The 18,918-nt window shown below is 72.1% G+C and carries 5 protein-coding genes; all 5 read left to right on the forward strand.

The genetic code is table 11. The features are described from left to right. Positions 1–14 precede the first annotated feature (14 nt). The gene (locus tag SLW52_RS00965) at positions 15–2,210 is read left to right on the forward strand and encodes a hypothetical protein (protein WP_320739639.1); all 2,196 of its coding nucleotides are present in this window, start codon (positions 15–17) and stop codon (positions 2,208–2,210) included. Positions 2,211–2,316: 106 nt separating this feature from the next. After that, on the forward strand, positions 2,317–3,123 hold the full coding sequence (locus SLW52_RS00970) for a DsbC family protein (protein ID WP_148829808.1): 807 nt from the start codon (positions 2,317–2,319) through the stop codon (positions 3,121–3,123). 344 nt (positions 3,124–3,467) lie between these two features. Next, on the forward strand, positions 3,468–7,523 hold the full coding sequence (purL, locus tag SLW52_RS00975; RefSeq protein WP_320739638.1) for a phosphoribosylformylglycinamidine synthase: 4,056 nt from the start codon (positions 3,468–3,470) through the stop codon (positions 7,521–7,523). A gap of 1,095 nt (positions 7,524–8,618) precedes the next feature. Continuing rightward, a complete protein-coding gene (locus SLW52_RS00980) occupies positions 8,619–16,841 on the forward strand; it encodes an ESPR-type extended signal peptide-containing protein (protein WP_320739637.1) in 8,223 nt (2,740 codons plus the stop codon). A gap of 157 nt (positions 16,842–16,998) precedes the next feature. Then, a complete protein-coding gene (locus SLW52_RS00985) occupies positions 16,999–18,894 on the forward strand; it encodes a S8 family peptidase (RefSeq protein WP_320739636.1) in 1,896 nt (631 codons plus the stop codon). The last annotated feature ends 24 nt before the right edge of the window (positions 18,895–18,918 follow it).

Below are 18,918 nucleotides of genomic sequence, written 5' to 3' on the forward strand. Positions count from 1 at the left end.
CATCGAGTGCGTCCATGAGCGAGTTGCGACATCGCGTTTCCCATGCGCCAAAACGAGCTTGTGCCGGCCTGCTGCTGCTCGCGCTCGGCAGCGCGTTCGCGGCCGGGCCGGTGCAGCCGTCCGCCATGCCGGCGGCCGAGCCTGGCGACAGCGCGTGGCAGATCGCGGCTGCCGGCACGGCGCTGGAGGCGCAGGCACCGGCGGTGCGTCGCCACGAGGATCTGCTGTTCTGGACGCTGCCGGGCGGGCAGCGCGAGCCGGCCACGGCTGCGCATCTGCTGATCGCAGCGCCGTATGCCCAGGTGCAGGCCGCGGTACGTGGCGTCGTGCAGGCGCAGGGGGGCATCCAGGAACGCAACGAGACCTTGCCGCTGTCGTATCTGCCCGACGATTGGGGCCGGGTCCTGCTGTCACGCCGCCAGGACCTGCGCGCGGCGCTGGCCGAGCGCTTCGCGCAGCCGATGCTGCAGGCGGCGGTGGAGCAGGGCGCGCTGACTGAGGAGGAGGCGCGCACGCGCCTGCAACAGGCGCGCGAGCGCAGCGATTGGGCGCCACAGGATCGCGCCGAACTGGCTGTGTTCCGCGAGACGCGCTATGCGGAATACTGCGCCACGCGCAGCGAACGCCAGGGAATGAGCGGGCGTCTGGAACTGAGGGTATGCGTCTTCGACATGACCGCGGCCATGGGGCATGCGACCACCGCGCTGAGCATCGAGCGCACCGACAACTACGCCAATCCGGATTACAGCGTGATCAGGCAGATCACCCAGTTCAATCCGCTGGGCGGTGCGTCGCAGCCGTCGCGGTTGAGCCAGCGCGTGGTGCCGGCGGTGTTGTTCCAGGCCGTGCGCCAGGCGCTCGCCGCGAGCGTGCCGCAGCAGCCGGTGCGTGTGGCCGCGTCGCCGTTGGCATGGACGCAGCCGCCGCAGCGCGCCCGTGCGGTGCCGGCCATCGCGTTTGTCCCGCCGCGCAACGACGTGCCGCTGTTGCCGTTCGAGGCGCTGCCCTGGGACGCGCTCGGCGGCGAACTTGCCACGGCGGACAGCGGCGCCCGCTACCCGCGCGATCTGCTGGCGCTGCCCGACGGCGACCTGTTGCTCAGCATGCAGGTGCCGGGCGGGACGGGCGCCAGCACCCGGCTGTGGCGGCTGCATCACGACGGCACGCGCTGGCAGACGGAAACGGTCTGGCAGGGCGAGGGCGGTGCGCAGCGGCTGATGCCCGATGCGCAGGGCAGCCGCGTGTGGTTCCTGGCCGGCGCCGCTGGCGAGTCCGCCGTTCTGTATGCCTATGACGTCGCCTCGCGGCGCCTGCGTCGCTACCGGGTCGATGGCGAGGGCAGCGATGGCGACGCGCGCTGGGAACTGGATGCCGCGCAGCGCCCCGTGTATTTCGATCACAGCTACGCTGGCGGTGGCGGTGCGTTCGGCAGCAGTCGGTTCATCCTGAATGCGCCGACCGCCGCGGTACCGGCGTCGGATGGACCCTGGGCGTTCGCGCCGGTGTTCGGCGCGCCGCGACAGGCGTTGATGGATGCGGCGAAGAAGGGCAATGCGCAGCTGTGGCCGGTGCGCCTGCGCGACCCGCATGCGCTGTGGGTGGAGGATGCCCAGGGCATCGCCGCCCTCGATCCGACCAGCGGGCGTGTCCTGCGCGCGTTCGCGTTGCCGCAGCGTTTCGGTCGCCCCGATCCGGCCGACGCCTCCGGCGTGGCACAGTGGGTGCCCACCCCGTTGGGATCGCTGCAGGGTCGCTGGATCGCCAGCGGCTTCGTGCTGATGCTGGCCGACCACGGCACCGGGACGCCGCAGTTCGCGCCGTCCGGCGCGTCGAAGGCGCAGCCCGAAGCGCGCTTCGTCGGTATGCACGTGCTGGATATGGACGACGGCCGCGTGCGCCTGTCGGCCTTGCTGGGGTGCGCCGACGCGCTGAAGGCGGTGGCCCGTTCGGCGCACGGCCGGCTGCTGGCGCTGGGCAGCGATGCCCCCGCCGCGGCCGGACCGCAGCTGGCGCTGTGGCAGATCGCCGCCGCGCAGACACCGCTGCGCTTGGCCTCGCCGGCGCGCGGTTCGCTGAACGCACTGGCGTTTTCGTGGGACGGCGCCACGCTCTGGGCCTTGACCGATGGCGGCCTGCTGCGCTGGTCGTTGCCACTGGCGCTGCGCGATCCGGCGGGTGCGGGCGGCTATCCGGAGCACGCGAAATATTGATCCGCGCCCTTGCTGCGACGGCGTGCCCCCCGCTCAGCCTGTCTACATCGAGCGGACAAGGGGGTATGCGACAATCCAGCCGGTTCGCAGCCCTCATGGATAGCCAATGCTCCGTTTTGCTCTTTTTGCGCTGCTGTGCGCCACCTCTCTTTCCGCCTGCGCGCAGCCGGCTTCGCCCACCGGCGGCGCTGCCGCTGCCAAGCCGGCCGCCGCCGCTCCTGCCGGCGCACCGGGCGAGCAGCGCGTACGCGCGGCGCTGCTGCAGCTCGATCCCAACTTCAAGCCCGACTACATCGGCGCCGCGCCGTTCCCCGGCTTCCGCGAAGTGGTGGTCGGCGGGCAGGTGCTGTACGTCTCCGACGACGGCCGCTACCTGTTCCAGGCGCAGCCGTTCGACATCCAGGAAAAGCAGTTCGCCTCCAGCGAAGGCCTGCTGAGCTACCGCCGCAAGCTGCTGGAGTCGGCGCCGCGTGCCGACCGCATCGTGTTCGCCCCGGCCAATCCCAAGTACACCATCAGCGTGTTCACCGATATCGAATGCGGCTACTGCCGCAAGCTGCACAGCGAGATCGGCGAGCTCAACAAGCAGGGCATCGCCGTGGAGTACCTGGCGTATCCGCGCATGGGCCTGGGCAGCCAGGACTACAAGGACATGGTCGCGGTGTGGTGCGCGGCCGACAAGAAGCAGGCGCTGACCGACGCCAAGGCCAACGGCAAGGTGCCGAGCGCGACCAACTGCAAGAACCCGGTGACCATGCAGTACAACCTGGGCCAGCGCCTGGGCGTCAACGGCACCCCGGCGATCTTCGCCCCGGACGGCACCCAGATCGGCGGCTACCTGCCCCCGGCCAAGATGCGCGAGGCGCTGGACAAGCGCGCGGCGGAAGCGACCAAGGCGGGCGGAAGCCGCTGAGCGCTGGCGCGCTGGGATTCGGCATTCGGGATTGGGGATTCGCTGGAGCACTGCTGCGGCGAATTCCTTTGAGCAGACGCTCTGCGTGCGGTTTAGGGCTCCTGATTCCCACTTCTACTGCGATCAGGACGCGGTCAGCGCGTCCTCATGGCGAGCGGCCCACCCGGCACGCGCCATTTCCGCGCCGTGCCCGATCCCACGACCCCGCCACGGGCAGGCCATCTTCATGGCGTTGCGCCTGCTGAGCGTCCGTGCGCGGAACACCGCCTTTACCAATCCCAAATCCCGAATCCCCAATCCCGGCTTACAATAGCCAGCCCGTTTCCTCACACGGTTCCCCGGACATGATCGTCCTCGAGGGCGCTTCCGCCCTTTCGCCGTTCCGTCGCGCTCGGCTCGAAACCCGCCTGCAGTCCCTCGTTCCCGGCGTGCGCATCGTCGGCGCCTGGCACGTGTACTTCCTCGACGGCGACGCCGCCGGGCAACTGGACCTGGTCGCGGCCCGCCGCATCCTGCAGGCGCAGGACGCGCCGGTGCCGGCCGATGCGGGCAGCTGCTCGCGCTACGTGGTGCCGCGGCTGGGCACGCGCTCGCCGTGGTCGAGCAAGGCCACCGAACTTGTCCTCGGCGCCGGGCTGGCGATCCGCCGGGTCGAGCGCGGCACCCGCCTGGACCTGGCCGGCTGGCCGCAGGCGCCGGCCGACCAGGCCGCGCTGGCCAAGCTGCTGCACGATCCGATGACGCAGTCGCTGCTGGACGATGCCGCGCAGGCGCAGGCGCTGTTCCAGGCGCCGGCGCGCGGCGAGGTCGAGCGCATCCCGCTGGACCAGCTGGAAGCGGCCAACGCGCGCCTGGGCCTGGCCCTGGCCCAGGACGAGATCGATTACCTGCGCCAGCGCTTCGGCGAACTCGGCCGCGATCCGGCCGACGTGGAACTGATGATGTTCGCGCAGGCCAATTCCGAGCACTGCCGGCACAAGATCTTCAACGCCAGCTGGACCATCGACGGCAAGGAGCAGGACCGCTCGCTGTTCCGGATGATCAAGCACACCCACCAGCAGACCCCGCAGCACACGCTCAGCGCGTACAGCGACAACGCGGCGGTGGTGGAAGGCCATCCGGCCGCGCGCTATCGCCCGGATCCGGCCAGCGGCGAGTACCGCAGCGAGGCGGTGACGCCGTCGGCGTTCTGCATCAAGGTCGAGACCCACAACCACCCGACCGCGATCGCGCCGTTCCCGGGCGCCTCCACCGGCGCAGGCGGCGAGATCCGCGACGAGGGCGCCACCGGCCGCGGCGGCAAGCCCAAGGCCGGCCTGACCGGCTTCAGCGTCTCGCACCTGCGCATTCCCAGCCTGCCGCAGCCGTGGGAGGGCGCGCGGCCGCTCAACCCGCGCATGGCGCCGGCGCTGGAAATCATGCTGGACGGCCCGCTCGGCGGCGCCGCGTTCAACAACGAATTCGGCCGGCCCAACCTGCTCGGCTATTTCCGCAGCTTCGAGCTGCCGGAGACCCAGGACCTGACCCGCGCCTACGACAAGCCGATCATGCTGGCCGGCGGCCTGGGCGCGATCGATCGCGTGCAGGTGGAGAAGATCCCGCTGCAGCCCGGCGACGCGGTGATCGTGCTCGGCGGTCCGGCGATGCTGATCGGCCTGGGCGGCGGCGCGGCCAGTTCGGTGGCCTCCGGCGACAGCGCCGAGGACCTGGATTTCGCCAGCGTGCAGCGCGACAACCCGGAGATGGAGCGGCGCGTGCAGGAGGTCATCGACCGCTGCGTGGCGCTGGGTGCGGACAACCCGATCCGCTGGTTCCACGACGTCGGCGCCGGCGGCCTGTCCAACGCCATTCCCGAACTGCTGCACGATTCCAACGTAGGCGGCCTCATCGACCTGGACCGCGTGCCCAGCGACGACCCCTCGCTGTCGCCGATGCAGCTGTGGTGCAACGAATCGCAGGAGCGCTACGTGCTCGGCGTGCCGCAGGCGCGCCTGGCCGAATTCGCCGCGATCTGCGAGCGCGAGCGCTGCCCGTTTGCCGCTGTTGGCGTGGCGACCGCCGAGGAACGGCTCGTCGTGGGGTACGGGGTGCTCGGCGGTGGGAATGGAGAATCGGGAATCGGGAATGGTGAAAAGCAGGCAGACTCCGCTGTTGCCCATTCCCCATTCCCCACTCCCCATTCCCAGCATCCGATCGATCTGCCCATGGACGTCCTCTTCGGCAAGCCGCCGAAGATGCACCGCGACACCCGGCAGCCGCCGGCGCCGCGCTGGCCGGAGCTGGACACCGAGGCGCTGGACCTGCGCGAGGCCGGGCTGCGTGTGCTGGCCCATCCGACCGTGGCGGCGAAGAGCTTCCTGGTCACCATCGGCGACCGCAGCGTCGGTGGCCTGACCGCGCGCGAGCAGATGATCGGTCCCTGGCAGTTGCCGCTGGCCGATTGCGCGATCACCCTGGCCGGCTTCGATACCCATGCCGGCGAGGCGATGGCGATCGGCGAGCGCACCCCGCTGGCCCTGCTCGACGCCGCCGCGGCGGCGCGGATGGCGGTGGGCGAGGCGATCACCAACCTGTGCGCGGCGCCGGTGCAGGCGCTGGACCAGGTCAAGCTGTCGGCCAACTGGATGGCCGCGGCCAACCACGACGGCGAGGACGCGCGCCTGTACGCCGCGGTCAAGGCGGTGGGCATGGAACTGTGCCCGCAGCTGGACCTGAGCATCCCGGTGGGCAAGGACTCGCTGTCGATGCAGGCGCAGTGGGCGGTGACCGCCGTGAATCGGGAATCGGGAATCGGGAATGGCGAAAAGCGCGATGCGTCCGCCACCGATGCCGCTGCTTCTCCGATTCCCGATTCCCCATTCTCCAGTCCCGTCGAGACGCACAAAAGCGTCTCGCCCGTCTCCCTCATCGTCTCCGCCTTCGCGCCGGTCGCCGATGCGCGGGCGCAGTTGACGCCGTTGCTGGCGCGCGAGGCCGAGAGCGAGTTGTGGTTGATCGGGCTGGGCGGCGGCAAGCAGCGCCTGGGCGGTTCGGTGCTGGCGCAGGTGCATGGCGACGGTGCGCTGCCGGCGTTCGGTGGGGCGGTGCCGGACCTGGACGATCCGCAGCGGCTGCGCGCGTTCTTCGAGCTGATCCGCGATGCGCGCGAGGCCGGCCTGCTGTTGGCGTATCACGACCGCAGCGACGGCGGCGCGTTCGCCGCGCTGTGCGAAATGGCGTTCGCCTCGCGGCAGGGCCTGGACATCACCCTCGATGCCTGGGGCGACGATCCGTTCCGCAGCCTGTTCAACGAGGAACTGGGCGCGGTGGTGCAGGTCGCGCGCGAAGACCGCGCGGCGTTCGCCGACCTGGTCGAGCGCCATGCGCTGACCGAGTGTGCGCAGCGCATCGCCCGCCCCAGCACCGCTGCGGCGGTACGCGTGGGCCTGGGCGGCAAGACCCTGGCCGAATGGCGTTGGGACGAGTTGTTCGATGCCTGGTGGTCGGTGACCAACGCGATGCAGACGCTGCGCGACAACCCCGACAGCGCCGCCGAGGAGCGCGCGCTGGCGCGCGATTTCGCCGCGCCCGGGCTCAAGCCGAAACTGGCCTTCGACCCGGCCGAGGACGTCGCCGCGCCGTTCGTCGCCAGCGGCCAGCGGCCGAAGGTGGCGATCCTGCGCGAGCAGGGCGTCAACGGCCAGATCGAGATGGCCAATGCGTTCGAGCGCGCCGGCTTCCGTGCTTTCGACGTGCACATGAGCGACCTCATCGCCGGCCGCGTGGACCTGGCCGACTTCGTCGGCCTGGCCGCCTGCGGCGGCTTCAGCTACGGCGACGTGCTCGGCGCCGGCCGCGGCTGGGCCACCTCGATCCTGGAGCGGCCGGCGCTGCGCGATGCCTTCGCCGCGTTCTTCGCGCGTCCGGATACCTTCGCCCTGGGCGTGTGCAACGGCTGCCAGATGCTCAGCCAGCTCAAGGACATCATCCCCGGTGCCGAGCACTGGCCGCGCTTCCTGCGCAACCGCAGCGAGCAGTTCGAGGCGCGCACCAGCCTGCTGGAAGTGGTGGAATCGCCGTCGATCTTCCTGCGCGGCATGGCCGGCTCGCGGATCCCGGTGGCGGTGGCGCACGGCGAAGGCCGCGCCGAGTTCGACACTGCCGTGGACCAGGCCGCCGCGCGCGTGGCGCTGCGCTTCGTCGATGGCCATGGCGCCGTCGCCACGCAGTACCCGCTGAACCCGAACGGCTCGCCCGACGGCATCACCGGCCTGACCAGCGACGACGGCCGGGTGACCATCCTGATGCCGCACCCGGAACGCACCCTGCGCTCGCTCAACCTCAGCTGGCATCCGGCCGAGTGGCCGGACGAGGCGCCGTGGCTGCGCATGTTCCGCAATGCGCGGGTGTGGGTGGGCTGAAGCCCGCCCTGGCGCGCTCGCCGCGATGGCGACGCGCTTGCCTGGTGGGCTGCCGACGGTGACGTGTTCGGCGACCTGATCGCGTGCTGGCGCTGGCCCTTGCCAGGGCGCCGTCGGCAGTGCCTGTAGCCGCGATGTTCGGGCCGGCGCTGCCGGCTGCGTTGCTCGGGTCTGTGCCGCGCTGCCATCGCTGTGGGATGCAGAATGCACTGCCGGGATTGGTGGCGTGGCGCATGCGCCGAATCGCGCGTCGCAGTGTCCCATGTGGGAGGGACTTCAGTCCCGACGCAGGACCGCATCCAGGCCGGCCGAACTGGCGGTTTGACGGCCGATGCCGTCGATTTCCTGTGTGTCGAGTGCGTTTCCTCGGCGCATCCCGCCTGCATGAGCTGACCGTGCGCGGTCGCGGCTGAAGCCGTTCCTGCGGGATATCGCGGTGCGGTGCGCCTTGCGCGGTGCCGTCATCGCTGCAGCGTGCGTGTGCCTGGCGCCATCCGCCACCGCTTGCAAGCGAATGGTGCGTCCTCCCGCGCGTGGTGCTCTTCGCCGTGTAGCGACAGCCCGGCAGCACCCGCCCGTCGTCCGGCACAAGGTCGCTCCGCCGCGCGACCGCTCGCCCCATTTCGCGCAGTCGGCGCCATGCGCAGCCGTCTGGAGCCGTCACTCGGCATGCCTGGGCGCGCTTTTGCGCTTCTACCACCCGGCTGCGTCAAGTCCTTGACAGGAAACGAAATCGCCCGAAGCGCGGTGTGTCAACGCTGGCAAGGTCCGTGCCGAAAAATTGGCGCGAGTTGGTTGTTTTCATTGATATTTATCGAAAATTTAACGAAATCAGGCTGAATTCGCGGTCTGTGTCACGGCGCGTGTCGCATTAAGTCAAAAACTTGACGTACTCGAGAGGCCGAGTTAACACTCGGGTCAGTTCCGCATTCCACCTCGGTTCATCTACAGCTCCGAGCAGCGACAGGCGTGAGCCTCTCGCGTCCCGGCAAGGGACGTGCGGCACCAAAAAACCGACAGGGGGTCGGCCGGCCGGAACGCCGGGCGAGGGTGGCTTTTTGACCAAAAACCAGCCGAATTGAGGAGCAGTCGTCGATGAATCGGATTTATCGCAAGGTCTGGAACAACGCGTTGGGGATGTGGGTGGTGGCGTCGGAACTGGCCAGCGGCGATGCCCGCGGTGCGGTCGTCCGCGATCGCCGTGCCGCACGCGCACACGGCCTGGCCCTGGCCGGCGCGATCGCCCTGGCGCTGGGCGCCGGCGCCCTTCCCGGCAGCGCCCAGGCGCAGGCCGTGCAGATCGGCGACAACGCCAACGCCAGCGGCGACTACGCCACCGCGGTCGGTGCCGAGAGCAACGCCAGCGGCGCGCAGAGCACCGCGACCGGCGCGGCCAGCAACGCCAGCGGCGACGGCAGCGTGGCCAGCGGCACTCTCAGCGACGCCAGCGGCGTGGAGGCCAGCGCGCTCGGCTACTACAGCACCGCCAGTGGCGACGGCGCGACCGCGCTCGGCGCCGAGAGCATCGCCTCCGGCGCGGCCAGCGCCGCGGTCGGCGTGGCGGCCGACGCGACCGGCGACTACGCCACCGCGGTCGGCGGCTTCTCCAGCGCCAGCGGCTTCAACAGCACCGCGCTGGGCAACAGCGCGGTCGCGCAGGGCCGCAACAGCGTGGCGCTGGGCGCCGACGCGGTGGCCGACCGCGACGACAGCGTCTCGGTCGGCAAGGCCGGCGGCGAGCGCCAGATCACCCACGTGGCCGCCGGCACCGAGGCCACCGATGCGGTCAACGTGGCCCAGCTCGACGCGGTCAGGCAGACCGCCGACACCACCGCCAAGTATTTCCAGTCCAGCGGCAGCGACGCCAGCGATGCCGGCGCCTACGTCGAGGGCGCCAATGCGATCGCCGCCGGCGAAGGCGCCAACGCCATCGGCAACGGCGCCAGCGCACTGGGCAGCGGCGCCACCACGCTCGGCGGCAACGCCACTGCGGTCGGCAGCAACGCCACCGCCGTCGGCGCCTCGGCAACGGCAGTCGGCGGCGCGTTGTCGATCGTCGACGAGAACGGCGAGGTGCTGCTGGAAGGCACCACCACGGCGGCCGAGCAGGGCGCCAGCGCGTTCGGCGCCGGCGCGCAGGCCAATGGCGCGTTCTCCACCGCACTGGGCACGGCGGCGCGCGCCGACGGCCTGCAGAGCACCGCCACCGGTTTCTCCGCTGCCGCCACCGGGCTGGCCGCGACCGCCAACGGCGGCTTCAGCCAGGCCGGCGGCGACTTCGCTTCCGCGGTCGGCTACGGCGCCAACGCCAGCGGCGGCAATGCTGTGGCGCTGGGTTATTCGAGCCTGGCCAGCGGGGCGTCCAGCACCGCGGTTGGCGGCAGCGTGCTCGGCCTGTTCACCACCGAGGCGCAGGGCGAAGGCGGCAGCGCGTTCGGCGCCGGCGCCTGGGCCAATGGGGACTTCTCCACCTCGGTCGGCTGGCTGAGTTCGGCCGACGGCGCCTCCAGCGCCGCGTTCGGCGCCGCGTCGTGGGCGCAGGCCGACGATTCCACCGCGCTGGGCTATGGCGCCAAGGCCGCGGCCAGCGGCAGCGTCGCGCTCGGCCAGGGATCGGTCGCCGATCGCGCCGACACCGTCTCGGTGGGCAGCGCCGGCAAGGAGCGGCAGATCGCCAACGTCGCCGCCGGCACCGAAGGCACCGATGCGGTGAACCTGGACCAGCTCGACGCGGTCAAGCAGGTGGCCGACGGCACCGCGCGGCTGTTCGCCGGCAGCGGCGAAGGCACCGCGCTGGCGCAGGGCCAGCAGGCCACCGCCGCCGGCGCCGATGCGCTGGCCGATGGCGACTACACCACCGCCGTGGGGTCCACCAGCACCGCCGCCGGCCTCGGCGCCTCGGCGCTGGGCAGCGGCGCGGTCGCCAGCGGCGCCCACGCCAGTGCGGTCGGTACCGATGCCACGGCGGTCGGCACCTCGGCCACGGCCATCGGTAGCACCGCGACGGTGTACGAGTACGACGAGAACGGCTTCATCGTCGGCAGCCGCGAGCAGACCACCCAGGCCCTGGGCGTGGCCGCCACCGCGGTCGGCGGCGGCGCGCAGGCGCTGGATCCGCTGACCACCGCGGTCGGCACCGGCACCTCGGCCGGCGGTGTGCAGAGCACCGCGCTGGGCTATCACGCGCAGACCTTCAAGGATGGTGCCACCGCGGTCGGCGGCCTGTCCGAAGTGGCCGGCGACCTGGGCACGGCGGTGGGCTACAGCGCTCGCGCCGCAGGCGACTACGCCACCGCGATGGGCATCGGCGCGCGCGCCACCGCCACCAGTGCGGTGGCGATGGGCATGAACGCGCTGGCCAGCGGCACCGACAGCGTCGCCGTGGGCGGCGTCAGCACCGCCGCGGCCAGCGCCGGCAACAGCGTGGGCATCGCCGCCGCCACCGGCGTCGGCGGCATCGCCCTGGGCGCCGGCGCGCAGAGCCAGTCCGACTACGCGATCGCGCTGGGCTACAACGCCAACGTGTTCCCGAACCTTCCGGGCAACGTCGATTCGGTCGCCATCGGCCACAGCGCCGGTTCGTTCGCGCCGCGCACGGTGTCGTTGGGCAGCTATGCGCTGGCCGCCGGCGACAGCGGCATCGCGCTGGGCTACAAGGCCACCGCCTGGAATCCCGACAGCGTCGCGCTGGGCGCACGTGCGGTGACGTCGATCTACAACAACAACGGCACCGCGCTCGGCACCGACAGCCAGGCCAACGGCAGCGATGCCACCGCGATCGGCTACGGCGCGCGGGTCAGCACCTGGCTGGACGATGCGCGCAACCAGGCGCCGACCAATGCGGTCGCGCTCGGCGCGCATTCCTACGCCGCGCGCGACAACAGCGTGTCGGTCGGCGATGTCGGCAACGGCCTGACCCGGCAGATCACCAGCGTCGCCGCCGGCACCGAAGCCACCGACGCGGTCAACGTGGCGCAGTTGCAGGAGGCCGGCAAGTACCTGCAGGCCAGCGCCGGCAACAGCGACGCCGGCGCCTACGTCGAAGGCGACGACGCGCTCGCCGCCGGCGAGGCCGCCAATGCCATCGGCAACGGCAGCACCGCAGTTGGCGCCGGCGCCGACGCGCTCAACAGCGGGGCGACCGCGGTGGGCAGCGGCGCGGTGGCCGCCGGGCAGAACAGCGCCGCCTTCGGCACCAACGCGCAGGCCACCGGGCCGGCGGCGGTGGCGGTCGGCGGGGTGGCGGTGGACGCCAACGGCGAGCCGCTGATCACCAAGAGCGGCGTGGCGGTGGATACCGGCGCCACCAGCGCCGGGGTCGGCGGTACCGCATTGGGCGCCAGCGCCGATGCCAGCGGTTTCGCCGCCTCGGCGGTGGGCGTGGGGGCCTACGCCGGCGGTGCGCAGGCGTCGGCCTTCGGCGCGGTGGCCAACGCCACCGGCGACTACGCCACGGCGGTCGGCACGCAGAGCGCGGCCACCGGCACCAGCAGCGTCGCGGTCGGCGGTCCGGCCGACCTGATTCCGGGGCTGGGCCTGTTCGTACAGACCCAGGCCAGCGGCGCCAATGCCGCCGCGTTCGGCGCCGGCGCGATCGCCTCGGGCGACGAATCCACCGCCAGCGGCAGCATGACCGAGGCCTCGGGTCTGCAAAGCACCGCGCTGGGCTACTTCGCCTATGCACCGGGCGACCATGCCAGCGCGCTGGGCGCGCAGTCCTGGGCCAGCGGCGCCAACAGCACCGCGCTCGGCTACTACAGCACCGCGTTTGCGGCCGACAGCGTGGCGCTGGGCGCCAACGCGGTGGCGCGCCGGGCCAACACGGTCTCGGTCGGCGATGCCGGCAGCGAGCGGCAGGTCGTCAACGTCGCCGCGGGCACGCAGTCCACCGATGCGGTCAACCTCGCGCAGCTGGATGCGGTGCGCGCCACCGCCGAAAGCACCTCCAAGTTCTTCGCCCACAGCGGCGGCGGCACGGTCGGCGCCTATGCCGACGGCGCCGGCGCGCTGGCCGCCGGCGATGCGGCCAATGCCTATGGCAGCGGTGCGGCGGCGTTCGGCAGCGGCGCAGCGGCGATGGGCGATGACGCGGTGGCGCTGGGCAACGGCAGCAGCGCCAGCGGCACCGGCGGCACCGCCATCGGCGGCCGCGGCCAGGCCTACGACCAGTACAACCAGCCGATCGTCGATGCCGACGGCAAGCCGGTGCTGGTCGGCGCCAATGCCGGCGAGAACGCCACCGCGCTCGGCGCGGGCGCGCAGGCCACCGGCAGCGTCGCCACCGCCACCGGCTATGGTGCGCAGGCCACCGGCGACCACAGCACCGCCGGCGGCTACAAGGCCCGTGCGACCGGCAACTACAGCCTGGCGCAGGGCGACAACGCCTGGGCAAGCGGCGAGGACGCCAGTGCGGTCGGCGCCTATGCCTGGGCGACGGCCGATGGCGCGTCGGCGTTCGGAACCTCGGCCTGGGCCACGGGCACCAATGCCTCGGCGTTCGGTGCCGGGGCGTGGGCCAGCGGCAGCGGCGCCACTTCGATCGGCTTCAACAGCTGGGCGCCGGGGCTGAGCGCCACCGCGGTCGGTCGCGGCGCGTTCGGCTACGGCAACTACAGCGTGGCGCTGGGCTTCCAGGCGCTGGGCAACCAGGTCAACACCATCGCCATCGGCACCAACACCGTGGCCGACGCGGAAAGCGCGATCAGCATCGGTGCCGGCAGCGAGGCCACCGCCGCCAATGCGGTGGCGCTGGGTGCCGGGGCGGTCGCCGACCGCGCCTACAGCGTGTCGGTGGGCAGCGCCGGGCAGGAGCGGCAGATCACCAACGTCGCTGCCGGCACCGAGGCCACCGATGCGGTCAATGTCGCGCAGCTGGATGCGGTGAAGCAGGCGGCGGCGGCCACCAGCAAGTATTTCCAGGCCAGCGGCAGTGCCGACAGCGATGCCGGCGCCCTGGTCGACGGCGACAATGCGCTGGCGGCCGGCGAGGCGGCCAACGCCACCGGCGACGGTGCCACCGCGCTCGGCGGCGGCGCCAATGCCGTGGCCGCCGGGGCGACCGCGATCGGCTTCAACGCCGTGTCCAGCGGGGTCGATGCGGTCGCGCTGGGCAACGCCAGCCAGGCGTCGGGCGAGAACAGCATCGCCATCGGCAGCAACGCCCAGGCCAGCGAGATCGGCGCCACCGCCAGCGGCGCCGGCGCGCAGGCCAGCGGCACCTATGCCACCGCCACCGGCAACGAAGCGGTGGCCTCTGACAACCAGGCCACGGCCACCGGCTTCCGCAGCGCTGCCTCGGGCATCGGCGCCACCGCACTGGGCGGCTACAGCGAGGCCACCGGCTACCTGTCCTCGGCACTGGGCTATGGCGCGCTGGCCTCCGGCAGCTACGGCACCGCGGTCGGCGTCTCCTCCACCGCGTCCGGCAGCGGCAGCGTGGCGGTGGGCGAGTACAGCGTGGCCTCCGGCGAGGAGAGCGTGGCGGTCGGCGGCACCTCGTTCTTCGGCCTGATCCCGGCCGAGGCCTCGGGCGCCAACAGCGCGGCGTTCGGTGCCGGTGCCGGTGCCACCGCCGACTTCAGCAGCGCGCTCGGCAGCCTCAGCTACGCCAGCGCCGACAGCGCCAGTGCGTTCGGCTACGGCGCCTATGCATCCGGCGTCAACAGCGTGGCCCTGGGTGCGAACTCCGAGGCGGCGCGCGACAACACCGTCTCGGTGGGCAGCGCCGGCAAGGAGCGGCAGATCACCAGCGTCGCCGCCGGTACCGAGGCCACCGATGCGGTCAACGTCGCGCAACTGAACGAGGTGAAGCAGTCCGCCGACGCCACCGGCAAGCAGTTCAAGGCCAGCGGCGGCAGCGATCCGGCCGACGATGTCGGCAGCTACGTGGAGGGCAATTACGCTACCGCCGCCGGCGAGGCCAGCAACGCCTACGGCACCGGTGCCTCGGCCTTCGGCAGCGGCGCGTTGGCGGGTGCCCGCTACGCCACCGCGTCCGGCTACAACGCCACCGCCACCGGCGAATCCAGCACCGCGATCGGCGGCTCGCTGTACTACACCGACGCGTCCGGCAACGTGCTGCTCGACGGCACCACCACCGCCAGCGCCGCCGGCGCCACCGCGCTGGGCGCGGGTGCGCAGGCCAGCGGCACGTTCAGCAGCGCCAGTGGCGCCGGTGCCGTCGCCAGCGGCCTGCAGGCCACGGCCGACGGCTACAAGGCCAACGCCGGTAGCGACTACAGCACCGCGGTTGGCGCCTTCAGCGCCGCCAGCGGCACTCGCACCAGCGCGTTCGGTTACGGCGCGGCGGCGGCGGGCAACTACGCCTCGGCGCTGGGCTGGGGCAGCACCGCCTCCGGCGCCTATGCCGCGGCGCTGGGCTACAGCGCCCGCGCCACCGGCGAGGATGCGACCGCGCTCGGTGCCTCGGCCTGGGCCACCGCGGCGCAGACCACCTCGGTCGGCCAGTTCGCCTGGGCGACCGCGCAGGGTGGTACCGCGATCGGCCAGAATGCCTTCGCCTACGGCGGCACCAATGCCACCGCGCTGGGCATCAACGCCTCGGCCAGCGGCGCCGGCAGCGTCGCTCTGGGTTCGGGCGCGCGCACCAGCGAAGCCAACGTGGTGTCGGTGGGCGGCGGCAACGGCGTCACCGCGCCGGCGACGCGCCGCATCACCAACGTCGGCGCGGCGGTCAACGCCACCGACGCGGTGAACAAGGCGCAGCTGGACGCGGTGGCCACCGCGGCCGGCGACACCAGCGCGCGCTTCCAGAGTTCCGGTACCGCAGTGGCCAGCGCCAGCGGCGTGGACAGCACCGCGGCCGGTGCCGGCGCCACCGCCAGCGGCCTGCGCAGTTCCGCGCTGGGCGTGGGCAGCGTCGCGGCCGGTGCCGGTGCTACGGCCAACGGTGCCGGCAGCTCGGCGACCGGTGCGCGCAGCACCGCGATCGGCCTGCAGACCAACGCGATCGGCGAGAACGGCGTGGCGATGGGCTACAACAGCTTCGTCCGCAACAGCGGCAGCAACGGCGTCGCACTCGGCGCCAATGCCGGCGTCTCGGCGGACAACGCGGTCGCGCTCGGCGCCGGCTCGCGGGTGTACGAGGCCGACACCGTGTCGCTGGGCAGCGGCAACGGCCGTGGCGGCCCGGCGACCCGGCGCATCGTCAACCTGACCGCCGGCAGCGTCGCCGCCGGCAGCACCGACGCGATCAACGGCGGCCAGCTGTACCAGTCGCTGAGCAATATGGCCACGTTCCTGGGCGGCGGCGCCGGACTCGGCGCGCAGGGCCTGTTCGTGGCGCCCACGTACGTGATCCAGGGCGCCAGCTACAACAACGTCGGTGCGGCGCTGGCGGCGCTGGACGGCAAGGTCAGCGAACTGGATGCGCGCACCGGCGGCAGCGGCACTGCGGCACGCAGCGCGCGTATGGTCGGCACCAGTGCGGTGGCCGCGCAGGCCACCGAAGCGGCGCCTGCGGCGTCGGCCGCGACCGCTGCAACCGCGGCGGCGGCGACGCCGGTGTCCGGCAGCATCGGCACCGCGCAGGTCGGCGAAAGCACGGCGGTCGCCTCCAGCGCCACGGCGGTGGGGACCGCCGCGCGCGCCAACGACGTCACCGGCACCGCGATCGGCGGCAGCGCCTACGCGCACGGCCCCAACGACACCGCGATCGGCAGCAACGCCAAGGTCAATGCCGACGGTAGCACCGCGGTGGGCGCCAACAGCCACATCGCGGCGGTGGCGACCAACGCGGTGGCGATGGGCGAGGGCGCCAGCGTCAGCGCGGCCTCGGGCACCGCCATCGGCCAGGGCGCCAGCGCCACGGCGCAGGGTGCGGTCGCATTGGGGCAGGGCGCGGTGGCCGATCGCGCGCAGACGGTCTCCATCGGCAGCGCCGGCAACGAGCGCCAGCTCGCCAACGTCGCCGCCGGCACCCAGGCCACCGATGCGGTCAACAAGAGCCAGCTCGACAACGGCGTGGCTACGGCCAAGTCGTACACCGATGCGCGCTTCGGCACCATGGCCGACAGCTTCGAGGTGCTGCGCGGCGACGTCGATGCGCGGTTGCGCGACCAGGACCGCCGCATCGACCGCCAGGGCGCGATGAGCGCGGCCATGCTCAACATGGCCACCAGCGCCGCCGGCATCCGCACCCAGAACCGGGTCGGTGCCGGCATCGGCTTCCAGAACGGCGAGTCGGCGCTGTCGGTGGGCTACCAGCGCGCCTTCAGCGACCGCGCCACGGTGACCATCGGCGGTGCCTTCAGCAGCGACGACAGCTCCATCGGCATCGGTGCCGGTTTCGGCTGGTGATCCATCGCGGACGGCGGCGCGTGCCGCCGTCCGCCACGCAATGGCCTGAGGGGGCAGACCACAGGACCTTGGCTGGGCCGGCCAACGGATTCGGAAAAAGGGAGTTTTACGGCCGCAACTGTCGCCTGATCCACGAAACTTTGAAGAGGACGTCAACGTGATCGACAAGCAAAACCTTCGTATCAATGCCATCGCCGCCGCCATGCTGGCGATGTCGCTGGGAGCCTCGAGCGCGATCGCGGCCAGCGCCTCGGCGCCGCTGCCGGTCAAGGAACCGGGCAGGTCCGCGCCGGCCGATGCGGTGACCTCCAACCGCATCCTGGTGCGCTACAACGCCGGTAGCGCCGCGGCCAGCGATCGCAGCGCCAAGCTGTCGGCGGTGCAGTCGGCGGTGGGCCGCGCCAGCCTCGGCGGCGGCAACGGCATCTCGCGCGCGGCCGCGGCCAGCGTGCGCGCCGAGTACGTGCGCACCCTCGGCATCGGTGCGGACCTGATTCGCCTGACCGGCAAGCTGAGCAAGGCCGACCTGGACAAGGTGGTGGCCGAGATCGCCGCCGACCCGGCGGTGAAGTACGCGCAGGTCGACGCCAAGCTGCGCCCGGTCGAGGTGCTGCGGGCCAAGACGCAGGTGCAGCCGCAGTTGGTGCCCAACGATCCGCTGTACGCGCAGTATCAGTGGCACTACAGCAACGCCACCGGCGGCATCAACCTGCCGGCCGCGTGGGACGTATCCAAGGGCGACGGTGTCGTCGTCGCGGTGCTCGATACCGGCATCCTGCCGAACCACCCGGACGTGGCGGTGAACCTGCTGCAGGGCTACGACTTCATCTCCGACAAGGAAGTCTCGCGGCGTCCGACCGACGCCCGCGTGCCGGGCGCGCTGGACTACGGCGACTGGGTCGAGAACGACAACGAGTGCTACGCCGGTTCGGTGGCCGAGGACAGCTCCTGGCACGGCAGCCATGTCGCCGGCACCGTCGCCGAAGCGACCAACAACGGCATCGGCATGGCCGGCGTGGCGCCCAACGCCACCGTGCTGCCGGTGCGCGTGCTCGGCAAGTGCGGCGGCTACACCTCCGACATCGCCGACGCCATCGTCTGGGCCTCGGGCGGCACCGTGTCCGGCGTGCCGGCCAACCAGAACCCGGCCGAGGTCATCAACATGAGCCTGGGCGGCGGCGGTGCCTGCGACAGCGCCACCCAGGACGCGATCAACGGCGCGGTGTCGCGCGGCACCACGGTAGTGGTGGCCGCCGGCAACAACACCGCCAATGCCGCCAACTTCAGCCCGGCCAGCTGCGACAACGTGATCGCGGTCGGCGCCACCCGCATCACCGGCGGCATCACCTACTACTCCAACTTCGGCGCCAAGGTGGACCTGTCCGGTCCGGGCGGCGGCGGCAGCGTCGACGGCAACCCGGGCGGCTACATCTGGCAGAACGGCTACAGCGGCGCGACCACGCCGACCTCCGGCAACTACACCTACATGGGCCTGGGCGGCACCTCGATGGCCTCGCCGCACGTGGCCGCGGTGGCCGCGCTGGTGCAGAGCGCGCTGATCGCCGCGGGCAAGGCGCCGCTGACCCCGGCGGCGCTGGAGACGCTGCTCAAGCAGACCGCGCGTCCGTTCCCGGTGTCGATCCCGTCCAGCACCCCGATCGGTACCGGCATCGTCGACGCCAAGGCCGCCCTGGCCAAGGCGCTGGAAGAGCCGTGCGATCCGGCCACCGAGCAGTGCGCGCCGCCGGCGACCGCGCTGACCAACAAGGTGGCGGTGGCGGGCCTGGCCGGTGCTGCGGGCAATGAGGCGCTGTACAGCTTCGAGGCCAAGGCCGGTGCGGTGCTGAGCTTCCTCACCTACGGCGGCAGCGGCAATGTGTCGCTGTATGTGAGCTTCGGCAAGGAGCCGGGCACCGGCAACGCCGACGCCAAGTCGACCCGTCCGGGCAACAACGAGACGGTGCGCTTCACCGCGCCGCAGGCCGGCACCTACTACATCAAGCTGGTCGGCGAGAGCACCTACAACGGCGTCAGCCTGGTCGCGCGCCAGTAAGCGTACGCGGCGCAGGGAAGCGCC

The organism is Xanthomonas sp. LF02-5 (genome assembly GCF_034105325.1).
GTDB lineage: Bacteria > Pseudomonadota > Gammaproteobacteria > Xanthomonadales > Xanthomonadaceae > Xanthomonas_A > Xanthomonas_A sontii.